Raw genomic sequence first — 19,112 nt, forward strand, 5'->3', positions numbered from 1 at the left:
GACATCATGCACTTAGGTGTTTTGTGTTGCAGTGGTGACAGGTGAACCCCCGCCTTTTTTACGCACCCACAACCAGTAAGCCACAGTAAGGAATGCCACCCACACCAGCCCAACGTACAGGGCAATGCGGCTGTCTTCGAAGTAGCCGAGCAGGCCGATGACGAACAGCATAAATAGCGTCGCCAGCGCGGGGGCGACTGGCCACCACGGCACTGGGAAGCTCAGCTTACTGACCTCCTGCGGTGACAATGTGCGGCGCATGGCTATCTGCGACAGCAGGATCATCAACCATACCCAGACAGTGGCGAAGGTCGCGATGGAGGCGATGATCATAAATACCTGTTTTGGGATCAGGTAGTTGAGTACCACACCCAGCAGCAGGGCGATTGACATCACCAACACCGTCATCCAAGGCACGCCGCTGGAAGTCAGTTTAGAGAAACTTTTTGGCGCCTGGCCATCCTGTGCCATGCCGTACATCATGCGGCCTGCGCCGAAGATGTCGCTGTTAATGGCGGAAATGGCGGCAGTGATCACCACAACGTTCAGGACGTTGGCGGCAGAGCTAATACCCAGATTGCTGAAGATCTCAACAAACGGGCTGCCGTTTTGGCCGATGCTGTTCCACGGATAGATAGCCATCAGTACCAGCAGCGTCAGTACATAGAACAGCAGAATACGAATCGGCACGGCATTAATCGCCTTTGGTAACACTTTCGCCGGGTCTTTTGCCTCGCTGGCCGTGATACCGATGATTTCAATGCCGCCGAAGGCAAACATCACCACCGCTAGCGATGCGACCACGCCGCCGATGCCGTTAGGCATAAAGCCGCCGTGTTGCCACAGGTTACTGAGGCCGGTGGCATGCTGGGTCTGACCAAAGCCAAACAGCATCACCGCCGCACCACCGACGATCATTGCCACAATCGCTGCGACCTTGATCAACGACAGCCAGAACTCCATTTCGCCGAACACTTTCACACTGCATAGGTTGAGTGCGCCGATAAACATGATAATGCTGAGCACCCAGACCCATTGTGCGACGTCCGGGAACCACAGCCCCATATAGATGCCGAAGGCGGTCACGTCCGCGAGAGCGACGATCACCATTTCGAAGGTATAAGTCCAGCCGGTAAGGAAGCCGGCCAGCGGGCCAAGGTAGTGGCTGGCGTAATGGCCGAATGAACCGGACACCGGTTGATGCACCGCCATTTCACCCAGTGCGCGCATCACCATAAATACGGCTGCACCGCCTACCAGATAGGCCAGTAGCACAGCAGGGCCAGCCAGTTGTATTGCCCCGGCAGAGCCGTAGAACAGGCCGGTACCGATGGCTGATCCGAGCGCCATAAAGCGGATATGTCGCGCGTTTAGTCCGCGTCTGAGTTGTGTTTTTTCGTTATGCATGTTGCTTCCCGTCACGTTTTTACGGCAGAGCAGGCACGCGCTATCCGCACCGGGTGGAACGCACCCGGTGGGACAGAACAAACTGCGTGATAGGTTTTATTTATGCTTGGCTAGGCAGCAGTGCTGCAGGCATCAGTGAGGTCAGATGACCGGCTGCCAACAGCAGGCTGGCAGCTTCAATGTCAGGGGCGAAGAAACGGTCCTTGTCGTAGTAACTGACCTGCTCACGTAATACGCGGCGTGCCTGTTCCAGACTCTCGCTGGTTTTCAAGCCTTTGCGCAGGTCTAACCCCTGACAGGCAGCCAGCCACTCAACGGCCAGAATGCCGCGAACGTTATCTGCCATTTCCCACAGGCGACGGCCCGCCGCCGGCGCCATAGACACATGATCTTCCTGGTTGGCAGACGTCGGGATACTGTCGACGCTTGCCGGATGCGCCAGCGCTTTATTCTCGCTGGTCAGCGCCGCGGCGGTAACCTGGGCAATCATAAAGCCGGAGTTCACACCGCCGTTGTCCACCAGGAACGGTGGCAGTTGTGACATGTGTTTATCCATCATCAATGAAATGCGACGTTCGGACAGCGAGCCGATTTCGGCAAATGCCAGCGCCAGATTGTCAGCGGCCATCGCGACAGGTTCGGCATGGAAGTTGCCACCGGACAGCACGTCGCCCTGTTCGGCAAAGACAAGTGGGTTGTCGGATACCGCATTGGCTTCGATTTCCAGCACTTCGGCGGCCTGGCGAATTTGCGTCAGGCAGGCGCCCATAACCTGAGGCTGGCAGCGCAGGGAGTACGGATCCTGCACTTTCTCACAGTTGCGGTGTGAATCAGACACTTCGCTGCGCTCGCCCAGCAAGTGGCGGTAGGCTGATGCGGCGTCGATCTGGCCGCGTTGCCCACGTACGGCATGGATGCGTGCATCAAACGGGCTGCGTGAGCCCAGCGCGGCTTCCACCGTCAGACTGCCGGTGACAGTCGCTGCGGCATACAGATCTTCAACGTCAAACAGGCCACGCAGCGCAAAGGCAGCGGAGACCTGAGTACCGTTCAGCAGCGCCAGGCCTTCTTTTGCTGCCAGCGTCAGCGGCTTCAGGCCCGCTTTAGCCAGCGCTTCAGTGGCAGGTAGCCATTCGCCCTGATAACGCGCCTTGCCTTCGCCCAACAGCACCAGACTCATGTGTGCCAAGGGGGCCAGGTCGCCTGATGCGCCCACGGAACCTTTGAGCGGGATATGCGGATACACTTCGGCATTGACCAGTGCCATCAACGCCTGGATCACTTCCAGACGAATGCCAGAAAAGCCGCGCGACAGGCTATTGATTTTCAGCACCATGATCAGGCGCACCAGATTGTCGTCGGTGGGCGCACCAACGCCGGCGGCGTGGGACAACACGATCGAACGCTGCAAATCTTCCAGGTCTTCGCGGGCGATGCGGGTGGATGCCAGCAGGCCAAAACCGGTGTTAATACCGTATGTGGTACGGTTTTCCTCAACAATGCGCTCAACGCAGGCAACGCTTTTCTGGATATCTGCGTATGCATTGTCGTCCAGCGTCAGGGTTACCGGGTGTTGGTAAATTTCACGCAATTGCGCCAGTGTCAGTTGGCCAGGGCGGATCGTTAGCGCTTTCATGCTTTGTCTCCTTGAGTCGCAGCTACCATCGGCAGGTTCAAACCTTGCTCGCGGGCGCATTCAATGGCGATGTCGTAACCGGCATCGGCATGACGCATCACGCCGGTGGCGGGATCATTGTGCAATACACGGGCGATACGTTCGGCAGCTTCATCGGTGCCGTCGCAAACGATAACCATACCTGAATGCTGTGAGAAGCCCATGCCAACGCCGCCGCCATGGTGCAGAGAAACCCAGGTTGCGCCGCTTGCAGTGTTCAACAGGGCGTTGAGCAATGGCCAGTCAGATACGGCGTCTGAACCGTCTTTCATCGATTCTGTTTCGCGGTTCGGGCTGGCGACGGAGCCAGAGTCCAGATGGTCACGACCAATCACGATAGGTGCTGACAGCTCGCCGCTGCGTACCATCTCGTTGAAAGCCAGACCCAGCTTGGCGCGTTGGCCCAAACCGACCCAGCAAATACGCGCCGGCAGGCCCTGGAAGCTGATACGCTCACGCGCCATATCCAGCCAGCGGTGCAAGTGCTCGTCATCTGGGATCAACTCTTTAACCATCGCGTCGGTTTTGTAGATGTCCTGTGGATCGCCTGACAGCGCAGCCCAGCGGAATGGGCCAATGCCGCGACAGAACAGGGGGCGAATGTAAGCGGGGACGAAGCCCGGGAAATCGAAGGCGTTGTTGACGCCCATTTCTTTCGCCATTTGGCGAATGTTGTTGCCGTAGTCGAAGGTTGGCACGCCCATTTTCTGGAAGGCCAGCATAGCTTCTACATGTTCAGCCATAGATTGTTTGGCGGCGGTGACCACCTGCGCGGGTTCGCTCTGTGCGCGCTGGCGATATTCTTCCCAGCTCCAGCCTTTTGGCAGATAGCCGTTCAGTGGATCGTGGGCGCTAGTCTGATCGGTGACCATATCCGGGCGTACGCCGCGGCGTACCAGTTCCGGCAGAATGTCGGCTGCGTTACCGCACAAGGCGATGGAGATGGCTTTCCCTTCGGCTGTGTATTTTTTGATACGGGCCAGTGCGTCGTCCAGATCTGTCGCTTGCTCATCGACATAGCGCGTTTTCAGACGGAAATCGATGCGGCTCTGCTGGCATTCGATGTTAAGTGAACAGGCTCCGGCCAGTGTAGCCGCCAGCGGTTGTGCCCCGCCCATGCCGCCCAAACCCGCAGTCAGCACCCAGCGGCCTTGCAGGCTGCCGTCGTAATGCTGGCGACCTGCTTCTACGAAGGTCTCGTAGGTGCCTTGTACGATGCCTTGGCTACCGATGTAGATCCAGCTACCTGCGGTCATCTGGCCGTACATCGCCAGACCCTTGGCGTCCAGTTCGTTAAAGTGTTCCCAGGTCGCCCAGTGTGGGACCAGGTTGGAGTTGGCGATCAGCACGCGTGGTGCGTTGCTGTGAGTTTTGAAAACCCCGACGGGTTTGCCGGACTGCACCAGCAGTGTTTCGTCATCTTCCAGGGTTTTCAGGGTCGCGACAATTTTGTCGTAGCAGTCCCAGTCACGCGCGGCGCGGCCAATACCGCCGTACACCACCAGCTCATGTGGGTTCTCCGCGACTTCCGGATCGAGGTTGTTCATCAGCATGCGCAACGGCGCTTCGGTCAGCCAGCTTTTTGCATTTAATTTTGTGCCGCGTGGCGCGCGTACATCGACATTGCGAACTTTGTTATTTGCAGTCACAGCATTTTCCTCAAACAGTATCGGTGCAGATCCCATGGTGCGGTGGGGGTAAATCACCACGCCATAACAATGGGTAGGTTTTATTAACATATACTTGTATGTACAAGCATATGCAACACCGACCAGTGGATGACGAAAATGGCATAAGAGAAAGTTATTTGTGTTTTTAATCAATAATATATTTATTTTGTAGGGGGTAAATTCATCAGGAAGGCACGGAAGAACAGTGAGCTATTCAACAAAAATGAATTAAAAATGGGTCAATTTTGAGCGTCAAATCACAATAATTTTACATACCTATTACAAGTTAGGACGAGCGATAAAAAAGTCCTATCTCTGAAAGCAAAAAGCCCGCCAAATGGCGGGCGTGAGGCCGTTAGCAACCGGTTTTTTTGTTTCGTGTCAGGGGCGCTGCATGCTGCGCCTTGTCGCATAATCCATGAGTTAAATAGGGGTGAAGGTGCCCGGCCCTATCGATTTAGCCTTATGCGGTTTTGTCAGCAGGCTGTAACACCGTTCGACGGGTCATTTTGAATACTGTGGCGATAGCCGCGATCAACGCCGGTACGCACAGGAACATCAAAATACTTTGTACTTCCCACTGCATGGCCAGTAGCTGCGCGCCCATCATGGTACCCGCCACGCCGCCAAAGCGACCAATCCCTTGCATCCAGGCAATGCCGGTTGCGCGGCTGTGGGTCGGATAGAAAGTAGCTGCCAGCGTTTGTAAGCCTGACTGTGCGCCATTCATGGTGATACCCATCAGGAAAATAAAGGTACCCAGTAACACGATATGGCTGTCTTCGGTCGCCATTGCCACAATCAACAGGGCCGTAATGACAAAGCCGCTCGACACCACTTTGTGGGCGTTCCAGCGATCCATCAGCCAGCCGGCGACCAGAATGCCGAGGGTACCGCCGAAGGTGAACAGCGATGTCAGGATCGCTGACTGCTCCAACTGATAACCCAGCCCCTGCATCAGGATCGGCATCCAGCTCAGTAGCACGTAATAAATCACCAGGCCCATAAAGTAGGTCAGCCACAGCATCAGCGTACCGGTCAGATAAGGGCGGGTGAACAGCAGCCCGACGCTGGTTTTTGACTGCGCCAGCTTCTCTTCATACAGGTAGAAACGCGATACCTTGTCGAGATCCTGGCTGACAAAGCGTTGGGCGATGCGTTTGATTTTTGCCACATCCTTACCGCGGTTAACCATGTATTTCACCGATTCCGGCAAGAACAGAATCAGCAGCAGGGTCAGTACCAACGGCGCGATGGCCCCCAGAAGTAGCACGCTGTGCCAGCCGTAGGCTGGAATAAGCCATGATGAAATCGCACCGCCACCGGCAGCACCCAGCGGGAAGCCGCAGTACATGGTGTTAATCGCCAATGAACGGCAGCGTTGCGGTGCATATTCAGAAATCAGTGTGATGGCGTTCGGCATGGCTGCACCTAGCCCCAGGCCGGTCAGAAAGCGCCACAGCGTCAGGCTATTGAGTGAGCCGGCATAGGCAGTCGCCAGGCTCGACAGGCCGAAAAACAGGCAAGAAAACACCAATACGCGTTTGCGACCAATGCGATCTGAAATAGGGCCGGCAACCAATGCGCCAAGGGACAGGCCCAACAGCGCGGCGCTGAGCACGGGGCCGAGATCCTGTTTCACAATGCCCCAGTCTTTGGCGACCGAAGGGGCGATATACCCCATTGCCGCAGTGTCAAAGCCATCAATGGCCAGAATCAGGAATCCCAAAATGATCAAGGTCCAGTGAAACAGCGAGAATTTGCTGTCGTCGATGGCCTGCTGAATATTCAACTCGGTGGAATGAGCCATAGCACCCTCTTAACGCAGATGTGATTGTGATAAATACCTTGCCGGAACTGTTGCCCGGCTTGTGTTTGCTTGTATATACATCTGCATGTCAACGCATTATGTCAAATATATTTATCTTATTTGTTGCATTGGTGTTGTTTTTTGCGAAGCAGCTTACACCGCCGATCGGTGAAGGTTTCTCTGTAAGTGAATTAAATGAAGGTCATAACCGGTGAGATATGCTGCTTGCGCTGCTGAGGATAAAATTTAATACAATTTTGCCCGTTTGGTCGCCGGGCCGGAATCTGCGATAATCTCGTTTTACCTTTCCAGATTGAGAAACCGATGCAGTACCCGATTAATGAAATGTTCCAAACCTTGCAGGGCGAAGGCTTTTTCACCGGCGTTCCGGCCATTTTCATTCGCCTGCAGGGCTGCCCGGTAGGATGCAGCTGGTGCGACACCAAACATACCTGGGAAAAGGAAGCCAATCGGGAAGTCGACATGCAGCGGATCTTGGTAAAAACCGAAGAAAGCGACGCCTGGGGCAGTGCCAGTGCCGAACAGTTGCTGGGGGTGATGCGCCAGCAGGGCTATACCGCACGCCATGTAGTGATCACCGGTGGTGAGCCTTGTATTTACGATCTCGTCCCGCTGACCCAATTGCTGGAAGATAACGGCTACGGCTGCCAGATTGAAACCAGCGGCACCCATGAGATCCAATGCTCGGCGAAAACCTGGGTGACGGTTTCCCCCAAAGTGAATATGCGCGGCGGCATGAAGGTGTTGGATCAGGCTTTGCAGCGTGCTGATGAAGTGAAGCACCCAGTGGGACGCGAGCGTGATATTGAAGCTCTGGATGCGCTGCTGGCAACGCTGCACGATGAAAAACCGCGGATTATTGCGTTACAGCCTATCAGTCAAAAGGAAGAGGCGACGCGCCTGTGCATTGAAACCTGTATAGCGCGCAACTGGCGCTTGTCGATGCAGACGCATAAGTATTTGAATATTGCTTAAGAACGGTTAAACCCGATCTCCAAAATAATGGGAGTGGCATCAAGGCAGACAGCAAACGACGCCCGATGAGCTGACATGGGTCAGTGATTCGGGTGAGTGAGCGCAGCCAACACCGATGCCACTTCAAGTATGAAGGAACTCAGCCTTTATATACGCATCCTGCGGTACAAGTCTCTTTCACCATCACCGCAGTCAGTTCCGGCAACTGGGGTTTGAGCTGCTGCCAGATCCAGGCGGCTAGGACTTCGCTGGTGGGATTTTCCAATCCTGGAATATCGTTCAGATAGTGGTGATCCAAGCGCTCCCAAATCGGGGAGAACACGGCTTTAAGCTCGGCGAAATCCATCACCCAACCGGTGTGAGCATCTACTTCACCGGTCACTTCCAGACGCACCATAAACGAATGCCCGTGCAGACGGCCGCACTTATGGCCCTCCGCTACGTTCGGCAGGCGATGTGCGGCTTCAAACTGAAAATCTTTAAACAGCGTGGTTGCCATTATTACGGCCTCATTGACTCAAAAACCGCCGAAGTTTACCGGAAACGGAGCTTGCTTGCCATTTATACCGCTTTAGTCTACGGGTCGTGCTGAAAAAGTCGCATTAACACTTTTTTTGTTTGGTCTAAGTCAGACCTATCGATTGGAGTAATGAGCGGTAAATGCGATTCATTCAATAAACGTTAAAAAAAGACGCTTGTTATCATAGGGATAAAAATCCTTCTTTAACGTTTTAATCGTTATGGCTTACCAGAAAAACAGCTTAGTCATTTTAGTTATTATTTATTGCTATCCCTTATTTAATCGTTGCTAATCTGCTCGGTAACCTTACAAACTCTCCTGATCTTTTCAGGATCGCAGACTGAACGAAAAGACAGCGACTGACACTGGCGAGCACCTGGCTGCATAGGTGCCAAGTATAGGAAATAAGTACCGCAATGACGACTCAGGTTCCTCCAACATCTTTGCTCCCGCTGACGCCCGAACAGCTGGCGCGCCTGCAGGCGACGATTGGTGAATATTCACCAACGCAGCTGGCGTGGCTGTCAGGTTATTTCTGGGGAATGGTTAATCAACAGCCTGGTGCCGTAGCTATTGCGCCGGTGGCTTCTGCCGCCGCCAGTATCACGCTGATTTCCGCGTCGCAGACCGGCAATGCACGCCGTCTGGCCGAACAGTTGCGTGACGATCTGTTGGCTGCCAAATTGAGCGTCACCCTGGTGAATGCCGGGGACTACAAATTCAAGCAAATTGCCCAAGAACGTTTGTTGGTGATTGTCGCCTCCACACAGGGGGAAGGCGAGCCAGCGGAAGAGGCAGTGGCACTGCACAAATTCTTGTTCTCAAAGAAAGCGCCCAAGCTTAACGAGACCGCATTTGCGGTATTCGGATTGGGGGATACGTCCTATGAGAACTTCTGCCAATCGGGCAAAGACTTCGACAGCAAACTGGCCGAATTGGGTGCTGAGCGCCTGGTCGAACGGGTTGACGCCGATGTGGAATATCAGGAACTGGCTGCCGCCTGGCGCAAACAGGTTGTGGAAGTACTGAAAGCGCGCGCTCCGGCTGAAAATGCGGCGCCGGGGGTACTGGCCAGCGGTGCTGTCGATCTGCTTGATAGCAGCCCGTACAGCAAGGAACAGCCACTGACTGCACAATTGGCGGTGAAGCAAAAAATTACGGGCCGTGCGTCCGATAAAGATGTTCGCCATATCGAGATCGACTTGGGTGATTCTGGCCTGCGTTACCGGCCGGGTGATGCTCTGGGTGTGTGGTTCGATAATGACCCCGCGCTGGTCGAGGAATTGGTGCAACTGCTGTGGCTGAAAGGCGACGAACCGGTGGACGTCGAGGGTAAAACGTTGCCGCTTTCGCACGCATTGCGCAGCCATTTTGAACTGACGCAGAACACCACACTGATCGTCGACAAATACGCGGCCCTGTCGCGCGACGAGAAATTGATTGGCCTGCTGGCGGATAAAGCTGCGTTGCAGCATTACGCGCACAACACGCCGATTGTTGACATGGTGCGTCAGGCCCCGGCCGATCTCAACGCCGAACAGTTGATTGGTCTGCTGCGTCCGCTGACGCCGCGCCTGTACTCCATTGCTTCCTCGCAGGCCGAGAACGAAAACGAAGTCCACGTTACCGTGGGCGTGGTGCGTTACGACATCAATGGTCGTGCCCGTGCCGGTGGCGCCTCCAGTTTCCTGGCCGATCGCCTGGAAGAAGACGGCGATGTGCGGGTTTTCATTGAGCATAACGATAACTTCCGTCTGCCGGCTAACCCGGAAACGCCAGTCATCATGATTGGTCCTGGTACTGGCATTGCGCCGTTCCGCGCCTTTATGCAACAACGAGACGCTGACGGTGCCGGTGGCAAGAACTGGTTGTTCTTTGGCAATCCGCACTTTACTGAGGATTTCCTGTATCAGGTCGAATGGCAGCGTTATGTGAAGGATGGCTTACTGACCCGCATTGATCTGGCTTGGTCGCGCGACCAACAACATAAAGTTTACGTACAAGATAAGCTGCGCGAACAGGGCGCAGAGGTGTGGCGCTGGATCCAGGAAGGCGCGCACATTTACGTCTGTGGCGATGCGAACCGCATGGCGAAAGACGTGGAAAACACATTACTGGAACTGGTGGCCGAGCACGGTGGCATGGATACCGAGCTGGCGGATGAATTTTTAAGTGAGCTGCGCCTTGAGCGCCGTTATCAGCGAGATGTTTACTGATGAGTGATAAACACCCGGGGCCTCTGGTGGTTGAAGGCAAATTGGCCGATGCCGAGCGTTTGAAGAAGGAAAGTAACTTCTTACGCGGCACCATCGCTGAAGATTTAAAGGACGGCCTGACCGGCGGTTTTACCGGCGACAACTTCCTGCTGATCCGTTTTCACGGCATGTACCAACAGGATGACCGCGATATTCGCGCCGAACGTGCCGAGCAGAAGCTGGAACCGCGCCACGCGATGATGCTGCGCTGCCGTCTGCCGGGGGGCATTATCTCCCCACAGCAGTGGCTGGGCATTGATAAGTTCGCTCAGGAAAGCACCTTGTACGGCAGCATTCGTATTACTAACCGTCAGACCTTCCAGTTTCATGGCATTGTGAAGGGCAACGTTAAACCGGTTCACCAACTGTTGAGCCGTTTGGGGTTGGACGCGCTGGCGACCGCTAACGACGTTAACCGCAACGTGCTCTGTACCTCTAACCCGGTGGAGTCCGAGCTGCATCAGGAAGCCTACGAGTGGGCGAAGAAGATTTCTGAACACCTGTTACCCCGTACCCGTGCCTATGCGGAAGTATGGCTGGATCAGGAAAAAGTGGCGACAACCGACGAAGAACCGATCCTCGGGGCGACCTATCTGCCGCGCAAGTTCAAAACGACGGTGGTGATCCCGCCGCAAAACGATGTCGATCTGCATGCCAACGACATGAACTTTGTCGCGATCGCCAAACATGGCAAGCTGGTGGGCTTCAACCTACTGGTGGGCGGTGGCCTGTCGATTGAACACGGCAACAAGAAAACCTATGCACGCCAGGCCAGTGAGTTCGGCTATATCCCGTTGGAACATACGTTGGCCGTTGCCGAGGCGGTGGTGACCACCCAACGTGACTGGGGTAACCGTACCGATCGCAAAAATGCCAAAACCAAATACACCCTGGAACGCGTCGGGGTTGATACGTTCCGCGCCGAAGTGGAAAAACGCGCCGGTATCACCTTTGAGCCGATCCGCCCGTATGAATTCACCGGCCGCGGTGATCGTATTGGCTGGGTAAAAGGCATTGATAACCAATGGCACCTGACGCTGTTTATCGAGAACGGTCGCCTGTTGGACTATCCGGGGCGTCCGCTGAAAACCGGCATTGCCGAGATCGCCAGGATCCACAAAGGCGATTTCCGTCTGACCGCTAACCAGAACCTGATCGTTGCCGGCGTGCCGGAAAGCGAGAAGGAGAAGATCGAAGCTGTGGCGCGAGATCATGGTCTGATCGACGATGGTATCAGCGTTCAGCGTCAAAATTCGATGGCCTGTGTCTCCTTCCCGACCTGCCCACTCGCAATGGCAGAGGCGGAGCGCTTCCTGCCGGAGTTTGTTACCAAGGTCGAAGGGATCCTGCATCGGCACGGCGTAGGCGATGAGCATATTGTCTTGCGCATCACCGGTTGCCCGAACGGTTGCGGCCGCGCGCTGCTGGCGGAAATTGGCCTGGTGGGTAAAGCGGTTGGTCGCTATAACCTGCATCTGGGCGGCAACCGGGAAGGCACACGCATTCCGCGCATGTACCGTGAAAATATTAACGAAGAAGAAATTCTGCGAGAGATTGACCAACTGGTGGGCCGCTGGGCCACAGAACGCAAGGCGGGGGAAGGTTTTGGTGACTTCACCATCCGCGCCGGTGTGGTTAAGCCGGTGGTTGATCCGGCGCAGGATTTCTGGGACTGAGTGAGCGAGTTATACCCTAAATACTGGGTGTTGCATCAACCGGGTAAGTGAACGCAACCCACTCAGACGCAACATCAAGTATGACGGGTATAGGATTCAAGAATCAGGAGGCAGACAACATGGCTGAATTCAATCTGGCAGAGCTGAATGCGCTGCCCAAATCTGGGCAAGCATTGGCACTGGCTGTCGTTAATGGTCAGTTGGAAACCCTTTCCGCCGAGCAACGAGTGGAATGGGCACTGGAGCATCTGCCTGGCGAGTTTGTGCTCTCTTCAAGCTTTGGTATTCAGGCGGCGGTATGCCTGCATCTGGTGACCAAGATCAAACCGGATATTCCCGTGATCCTCACTGATACCGGCTATCTGTTCCCAGAGACCTATCAGTTTATCGATCAGTTGACCGACAAACTGAAGCTGAATCTACAGGTATTCCGCGCCGAACAATCGCCTGCCTGGCAGGAAGCGCGCTACGGCAAACTGTGGGAGCAGGGCGTCGAGGGCATCGAGAAGTATAACCAGCTCAACAAAGTTGAGCCGATGAACCGTGCGCTGGAAACCCTGGGTGGACAGACTTGGTTTGCAGGGTTGCGCCGGGAACAATCGGGTAGTCGTGCCAACTTGCCGGTGTTAGCCGTACAGCGTGGGGTATTCAAAATTTTGCCGATTATCGACTGGGATAACCGCAAGATTTATCAATACTTGACCGAACACGGCCTGAGTTACCACCCGTTGTGGGAACAAGGTTATCTGTCTGTCGGGGATACTCACACGACGCAGAAATGGGAACCGGGGATGAGCGAGGAAGAAACGCGCTTCTTTGGCCTGAAGCGTGAGTGCGGTTTGCACGAAGGCTAATGCCGTCAGCAACCCGCCAAGGGCTCAGCATGTGCTGGGCCCTTATTGTTTCGGTGGGGGCTATTTTTTCTTTGGCACTTTCACCGGGTGCGCCTGTGCCAGCTCTTTGATCAGCGGCAGCAGGATCTGCACGCTCTCGCGACTGCGCTTGTCGATCCGTCCTGGTAAATTACGCTCCAGGTATTGCAGGTTATCGTATTGCGGGCGGTGCCAGCTCATGCCCTGCGGGAAGTGCGGGCTGACGGCACGCTGCTGATAACCGTCTTTATCGCCCAGCGACCAGTTGGTGGCTTCGACGGCCAGCACGGGAATACCGGCTTTATCAAATACGTCCTGATCGGAGCAACAGCCGGTGCCTTTCGGGTGCGCCTTGCTGCCTGGGTTAGTGGCGGCGGCGATACCGTAGCGGTGGGCAATGTCCAGCGCGCGATCGCGGCTCTGCTTCGCCATTTTCGGCGGCGTTTTGAGACCTGCATTGAAGTACAGGCGATCGCCTGTAATCAGGCTGTCGAGGTTAATCACTAGCACCGTGTTGCGTTTTTCCTCGGGACTCATGCGCTGCAGATAGTTCTGTGCGCCTTGCGAGCCAATTTCTTCTGCGCTGGTAGCGACAAAGCGCAGACCGTACGCCGTGGGAATATTCTTCAGACGCTCTGCCAACTCCAGCATCACACCGACGCCAGAAGCATTGTCATCGACGCCCTGTAGCGTCAATCCACCGAGGTTGTTATCCAGGTCCGCGTCGCTTTGCGGCGTATAGGTATCAAAATGTGCCACGATCAGAATTTGTTGCGGGCTGCTGCCATTTTTCGCGGCGATCACTGAACTGGCGGTGACGTTATTCCAGTTCTTTTTGCCGTCTTTGCTGGTGTAGATGTAGCGGGTATTGAAACTGCGGATGTCGCTCTGATAGCCCATTTTGCTGAACTGCTGCTTCAGATAGTCTGCGGTGAGCAATTCCGCCGGGCTGCCCGCCATGCGGCCGGGGAAATAGGTGGCAATGTGACGGATCTGGTCAGCGGCAAATTTGCCCATCGGGGCGTCCTTTGCAGACTGAGCGGCAGCCGAAACGCTGAAAACACCGCCGAGCACCGCTACCAGCAGGCCGGTTTTCAGATTAAAACGGGAAAACATACCGAAAAATCCTTCTTTGATATCGGTGAGACCGATTATTTATTGCGGTGTCCAGTATGAGACGCTGCGCGAGATTAAACAATTTCTCCCGCTCTTAAATTTGGTGCAAATGTGCAAACTGCCATCAGGGTTATCACCGCGTAAGCCCTATGCTGCGGCCTATATTCCATAAAGGAACTAGTCATTCCTTTTCGTCATTTCAGAGGCCAAATCTCAGCCCGTATAGTCACACTATCTTCCTGCATATATGAAAAGGCTGTTGTGGACTATCTACCTATATTTGCCGACCTGAAACAACGCCCGGTGTTGGTCGTTGGCGGCGGTGAAGTGGCTGCGCGCAAAGTTGATCTTCTCCTGCGCGCTGGGGCTGAAATACGGATAGTTGCGCAGTCACTCTCGCCAATACTCGAACAATTACGTCAGCAGGGGCATATCCACTGGCTGGGGCAGGCTTTTGCCGCGCAGCAATTGGACGAGGTTTTTCTGGTGATCGCGGCGACTGACGACAGCGCGCTGAATGCGCAGGTATTTGCCGAAGCGGATAAACGCCGGGTGCTGGCTAACGTGGTTGATGATCAGCCGCGTTGCTCGTTTATTTTCCCGTCGATTATTGACCGTTCGCCACTGGTCGTGGCCGTCTCTTCCAGCGGTCAGGCACCCGTACTGGCGCGCATGCTGCGTGAAAAGCTTGAAGCTTTATTGCCCGCCAGCCTGGGGCAGATGGCTGAAGTCGCCGGGCGCTGGCGTGGCCAAGTGAAACACCAGCTGAATGCGATCGGCGAACGCCGTCGTTTTTGGGAGAAAACCTTCAGCGGCCGGTTCTCAACGTTGGTGGCCAGTGGTCAAACCGCAGAGGCTGAGCGGCAGTTGGAGCAAAACTTGCAGGAGTTCGCATTGGGCAGCGAAGGCTCTCAGGGCGAAATTGCGCTGGTAGGGGCTGGCCCCGGCGATGTGGGATTACTGACCCTGCGTGGATTACAGGTGATGCAGCAAGCTGACGTGGTGCTGTATGACCATTTGGTCAGCGATGAGATTTTGGACTTGGTACGGCGTGACGCGGAACGCATCTGCGTGGGCAAACGTGCTGGCGCGCATTCTGTGATTCAGGAAGAAACCAACCGTCTGCTGGTGGAGTTGGCGCAACAGGGCAAACGCGTGGTGCGGTTGAAGGGGGGCGATCCTTTTATCTTTGGCCGTGGTGGTGAAGAGCTGCAGGTGGCTGCCGCCGCGGGTATTCCGTTCCAGGTGGTGCCGGGTGTGACCGCGGCTGCGGGGGCAACGGCCTATGCCGGTATCCCACTGACGCACCGCGATCATGCGCAGAGCGTCACTTTTATTACCGGCCACTGCCGTCCCGACGGCGAGGGGTTGGATTGGGCAGATTTGGCGCGTGCGCGCCAGACACTGGCTATCTACATGGGCACCATGAAGGCGGCGGATATCAGCCAACGCCTGATTGCCCACGGTCGCGCAGCCACAACGCCGGTGGCGGTGATCAGCCGCGGTACGCGCGCGGATCAGCGGGTGCAAATCGGCACGCTGCAACAGCTTGAAGAATTAGCTCAACAGGCACCGTTACCGGCGCTGCTGGTAATCGGCGAAGTGGTGGAATTGCATCACCAAATCGCCTGGTTTGGGCATCAACCGAAGGCGGAAGGGGTATCACGCCCAGCCGTCGTGAATTTGGCTTAAGGATCTGTTATGGACGAAAAACGACTCACTCATTTGCGGCAATTGGAGGCGGAGAGTATCCATATCATCCGTGAAGTCGCCGCTGAATTCGGCAACCCGGTGATGCTCTATTCCATCGGCAAAGACTCCTCCGTGATGCTGCACTTGGCGCGTAAGGCTTTTTACCCGGGTACGTTGCCGTTCCCGCTGCTGCATGTGGATACCGGTTGGAAATTCAGCGAAATGTACCAATTCCGTGACCGTACGGCCAAGGAGTACGGTTTCGAGCTGCTGATCCACAAAAACCCGGAAGGCGTGGCGATGGGCATTAACCCGTTCGTTCACGGCAGCGCCAAACACACCGATATCATGAAGACCGAAGGTCTGAAACAGGCACTGAACAAATACGGTTTTGACGCTGCCTTTGGCGGTGCTCGTCGTGATGAAGAGAAGTCACGCGCCAAAGAGCGTATTTATTCTTTCCGTGACCGCTTCCACCGTTGGGATCCGAAGAACCAACGTCCGGAGCTGTGGCACAACTATAATGGCCAGATCAACAAAGGCGAGAGCATCCGCGTGTTTCCATTGTCGAACTGGACCGAGCTAGACATCTGGCAATACATCTTCCTGGAAAAGATCGACATCATTCCGCTGTACTTGGCGAAACCGCGTCCGGTGGTTGAGCGCGATGGCATGCTGCTGATGGTGGACGACGATCGTATCGATCTGCAGCCGGGTGAAGTGATCAGTCAGCGTATGGTTCGCTTCCGTACGCTGGGTTGCTGGCCGTTGACCGGTGCGGTGGAGTCGGAGGCGGAAACGTTACCGGAAATCATCGAAGAGATGTTGGTATCCACCACCAGTGAACGCCAGGGACGGATGATCGACCGCGATCAATCCGGCTCGATGGAGCTGAAAAAGCGTCAAGGGTATTTCTAAGGAGCCGCCGGATGAACAACGCAATTGCACAACAAATCGCTGAACAGGGCGGTGTCGAATCCTACCTGCACGCGCAACAACATAAAAGTCTGTTACGGTTCCTGACCTGCGGCAGCGTAGACGACGGAAAAAGTACCTTGATCGGTCGTCTGCTGCACGATACTCGCCAGATCTACGAAGATCAGCTGTCAACGTTGCACAGTGACAGCAAGCGTATCGGTACTCAGGGTGAAAAACTCGATTTGGCGCTGCTGGTAGACGGCCTGCAGGCTGAACGCGAGCAAGGCATCACCATTGATGTTGCCTATCGCTATTTCTCGACTGAAAAGCGCAAATTTATTATTGCCGATACGCCGGGGCATGAGCAGTACACCCGGAATATGGCGACGGGAGCTTCTACCTGCGATTTGGCGATCCTGTTGATCGACGCGCGCAAAGGGGTGCTGGATCAAACTCGTCGACACAGTTTTATCGCAACGCTGTTGGGGATTCGCCATCTGGTGGTTGCGGTCAATAAGATGGACCTGGTGGATTATCAAGAATCGGTATTTGAGCAGTTCAAACAGGATTATCTGAGCTTTGCTGAGCAATTGCCGAACGATCTGGACATCAAGTTTGTCCCGCTTTCAGCGCTGGACGGCGATAATGTGGCTAGCGAAAGTACCCATATGCCTTGGTACAGCGGTCCAACGCTGTTGCAGGTGCTGGAAAGCGTGGATGTGATCAGCGAACGTGAGACGCAGCCTTTACGCTTCCCGGTGCAATACGTTAATCGCCCGAATCTGGATTTCCGTGGTTACGCGGGGACGTTATCGGCCGGTGTCGTACGTGTGGGCCAACGTGTGAAGGTTCTGCCTTCTGGCGTTGAATCTACCGTTGCGCGCATTGTCACCTTTGACGGTGACTTGCAGGAGGCCGTGCCGGGTGAGGCAATTACCCTGGTGCTGAAAGATGAAGTGGACATCAGCCGTGGCGATTTACTGGTGGATGCCGGGGATACGCTGCAAGCGGTGCAAAGCGCGTTGGTCGACGTGGTGTGGATGGCTGAGAAACCGTTGTTACCGGGTCAAAGCTATGACATCAAGGTGGCGGGTAAGAAGACACGTGCCCGCGTTGAAGGCATTCGCCACCAAGTCGAAATCAACTCACTGGCACAACATCAGGCGGACACATTGCCGCTGAATGGCATTGGTCTGGTGGAACTGATCTTCGATGAACCACTCGTACTGGACAACTATCAGCGCAACCATGTCACTGGCGGACTGATCTTTATCGATCGTTTGAGTAACGTCACGGTCGGTGCCGGGTTGATCCGCGAAGCTTTGCAAGACGTTCAGGCATCGACCGGGGATTTCAGCGCGTTTGAGCTGGAGCTGAATGCGCTGGTGCGTAAGCATTTCCCACATTGGGGTGCACGTGACCTGATCGGGGGCAAATAGCGTGACCGAGTCTCAACAACGGCCAACCGGGCCGGATGATGACAATGTGGTTTGGCATCCGCATGCAGTAATGCGTGCGGATCGCGAAGCGCGTAAGGGTCATAAAGGTGTGGTGTTGTGGTTTACCGGGTTATCTGGTTCGGGTAAGTCCACCGTGGCGGGGGCGTTGGAACAGGCGCTACATGCCCTTGGCATCAACACTTATCTCCTGGACGGTGACAATGTGCGCCACGGTCTGTGTCGCGATCTGGGCTTCTCCGACGATGACCGACGCGAGAATATTCGTCGGGTGGGCGAAGTGTCCAAGTTGATGGTAGATGCAGGGCTGGTGGTACTCACCGCGTTCATTTCACCGCACCGTACCGAAAGGCAGATGGTACGCGAATTACTCGATGAAAATCGTTTTATCGAAGTGTTTGTCGACACGCCTCTGGCGATTTGTGAGGCACGTGATCCAAAAGGATTGTACAAAAAAGCCCGTGCCGGTGAGCTGAGAAATTTCACCGGAATTGACGCGGTTTATGAGGCACCGGAACGGCCGGATATTCATCTTGATGGCCAACAATTGGTAACAAATTTGATTGCGCAATTGTTAGACGTACTGCGTGGTCGGGCTATTATCAAACCCTGAATTCAGAAAAGCGTGTGGCGTTTTTGCGTCATACGCTTTTTACGCTAAGCCCGCCGAAGAGCGTGCCGAATAACCAGGGATCACTATGCAAAATGTCTCGCCAATCTTGATTGACTCAAACCAGGAGAAAGAGGAACCCTCTTATTCTTTCCTGGGCGGCGTCTGCGGCTTTGTTTTCTACTGGCTGGCGTTCGCGGTGCCGTTTTTGGTCTACGGCTCTAACACACTCTTCTTCCTGCTCTATACCTGGCCGTTCTTCCTGGCCCTGATGCCGGTTTCGGTACTGATAGGCATTACACTTAGCATGCTGCTGCGTGGACGCTTGATCCTGACGTTGCTGCTGACGGGGACTATTGTGCTTTGTCTGTTCTGGCTGGTATTCAGTTTTTTGACCGGCTGGTGACAGAGTCAGGCGCAGTCTCCTGCGCCCGACGC

15 protein-coding genes are annotated in these 19,112 nt (G+C 55.1%); 9 read left to right on the top strand and 6 right to left on the bottom strand.

Annotation, left to right across the window (positions count from 1 at the left end; genetic code table 11):
- Positions 1-12 precede the first annotated feature (12 nt).
- From ACI2J2_RS15885 to ACI2J2_RS15900, 4 genes are all read right to left on the bottom strand, one after another.
- Positions 13-1,407, bottom strand: a complete 1,395-nt coding sequence (locus tag ACI2J2_RS15885) for an amino acid permease (RefSeq protein WP_209635155.1) — start codon at positions 1,405-1,407, stop codon at positions 13-15.
- Between the two features lie 100 nt (positions 1,408-1,507).
- Positions 1,508-3,043, bottom strand: a complete 1,536-nt coding sequence (gene hutH / locus ACI2J2_RS15890) for a histidine ammonia-lyase (RefSeq protein ID WP_265555775.1) — start codon at positions 3,041-3,043, stop codon at positions 1,508-1,510.
- On the bottom strand, positions 3,040-4,731 hold the full coding sequence (hutU, locus tag ACI2J2_RS15895) for a urocanate hydratase (RefSeq protein ID WP_037424785.1): 1,692 nt from the start codon (positions 4,729-4,731) through the stop codon (positions 3,040-3,042). The genes hutH and hutU overlap by 4 nt, the downstream gene beginning before the upstream one ends.
- 484 nt (positions 4,732-5,215) lie before the next feature.
- On the bottom strand, positions 5,216-6,562 hold the full coding sequence (locus ACI2J2_RS15900; RefSeq protein WP_404760419.1) for an MFS transporter: 1,347 nt from the start codon (positions 6,560-6,562) through the stop codon (positions 5,216-5,218).
- Positions 6,563-6,886: 324 nt separating this feature from the next.
- Here ACI2J2_RS15900 and queE point away from each other — a divergent pair, with 324 nt between their 5' ends.
- Positions 6,887-7,558 carry a 7-carboxy-7-deazaguanine synthase QueE gene (queE, locus tag ACI2J2_RS15905; RefSeq protein ID WP_209635162.1) on the top strand — a complete coding sequence of 224 codons (672 nt, stop codon included), beginning with the start codon at positions 6,887-6,889 and terminating at the stop codon, positions 7,556-7,558.
- A 139-nt stretch (positions 7,559-7,697) separates the two neighbouring features.
- Here the strand turns inward: queE and queD are convergent, their stop codons facing one another.
- Positions 7,698-8,057 (bottom strand): 6-carboxytetrahydropterin synthase QueD, encoded by a 360-nt coding sequence (queD, locus tag ACI2J2_RS15910; RefSeq protein ID WP_209635163.1) that lies wholly within the window; start codon positions 8,055-8,057, stop codon positions 7,698-7,700.
- 437 nt (positions 8,058-8,494) lie between these two features.
- On the opposite strand from queD, the gene cysJ reads away from it, so the two are divergent.
- From cysJ to ACI2J2_RS15925, 3 genes are all read left to right on the top strand, one after another.
- Positions 8,495-10,294: an NADPH-dependent assimilatory sulfite reductase flavoprotein subunit gene (gene cysJ, locus ACI2J2_RS15915; RefSeq protein WP_209635165.1), complete on the top strand. Its 1,800-nt coding sequence runs from the start codon at positions 8,495-8,497 to the stop codon at positions 10,292-10,294.
- Complete coding sequence (cysI, locus tag ACI2J2_RS15920) at positions 10,294-12,009, top strand: assimilatory sulfite reductase (NADPH) hemoprotein subunit (RefSeq protein ID WP_209635167.1); 1,716 nt, start codon at positions 10,294-10,296, stop codon at positions 12,007-12,009. The genes cysJ and cysI overlap by 1 nt, the downstream gene beginning before the upstream one ends.
- Before the next feature lie 119 nt (positions 12,010-12,128).
- Positions 12,129-12,863 carry a phosphoadenylyl-sulfate reductase gene (locus tag ACI2J2_RS15925; protein ID WP_209635169.1) on the top strand — a complete coding sequence of 245 codons (735 nt, stop codon included), beginning with the start codon at positions 12,129-12,131 and terminating at the stop codon, positions 12,861-12,863.
- Positions 12,864-12,923: 60 nt separating this feature from the next.
- Here ACI2J2_RS15925 and ACI2J2_RS15930 read toward each other — a convergent pair whose 3' ends face one another.
- Positions 12,924-13,997, bottom strand: a complete 1,074-nt coding sequence (locus ACI2J2_RS15930; protein ID WP_209635171.1) for an aminopeptidase — start codon at positions 13,995-13,997, stop codon at positions 12,924-12,926.
- A 261-nt stretch (positions 13,998-14,258) separates the two neighbouring features.
- On the opposite strand from ACI2J2_RS15930, the gene cysG reads away from it, so the two are divergent.
- The 5 genes from cysG to ACI2J2_RS15955 all read left to right on the top strand — a co-directional run bounded on the left by cysG (position 14,259) and on the right by ACI2J2_RS15955 (position 19,080).
- Positions 14,259-15,689 (top strand): siroheme synthase CysG, encoded by a 1,431-nt coding sequence (cysG, locus tag ACI2J2_RS15935; RefSeq protein WP_265555770.1) that lies wholly within the window; start codon positions 14,259-14,261, stop codon positions 15,687-15,689.
- A gap of 9 nt (positions 15,690-15,698) precedes the next feature.
- Positions 15,699-16,607 (top strand): sulfate adenylyltransferase subunit CysD, encoded by a 909-nt coding sequence (gene cysD / locus ACI2J2_RS15940; RefSeq protein WP_037424720.1) that lies wholly within the window; start codon positions 15,699-15,701, stop codon positions 16,605-16,607.
- A gap of 11 nt (positions 16,608-16,618) precedes the next feature.
- Complete coding sequence (cysN, locus tag ACI2J2_RS15945) at positions 16,619-18,046, top strand: sulfate adenylyltransferase subunit CysN (RefSeq protein ID WP_404760420.1); 1,428 nt, start codon at positions 16,619-16,621, stop codon at positions 18,044-18,046.
- 1 nt (position 18,047) lies between these two features.
- Complete coding sequence (gene cysC, locus ACI2J2_RS15950; RefSeq protein ID WP_209635178.1) at positions 18,048-18,677, top strand: adenylyl-sulfate kinase; 630 nt, start codon at positions 18,048-18,050, stop codon at positions 18,675-18,677.
- An 85-nt stretch (positions 18,678-18,762) separates the two neighbouring features.
- Entirely contained in the window at positions 18,763-19,080 is a 318-nt protein-coding gene (locus ACI2J2_RS15955; RefSeq protein ID WP_037424725.1) for a DUF3561 family protein, read from the top strand.
- Positions 19,081-19,112: the final 32 nt, after the last annotated feature.

The organism is Serratia sp. NPDC087055 (assembly GCF_044900985.1).
In the GTDB taxonomy this organism is placed as follows: domain Bacteria; phylum Pseudomonadota; class Gammaproteobacteria; order Enterobacterales; family Enterobacteriaceae; genus Serratia.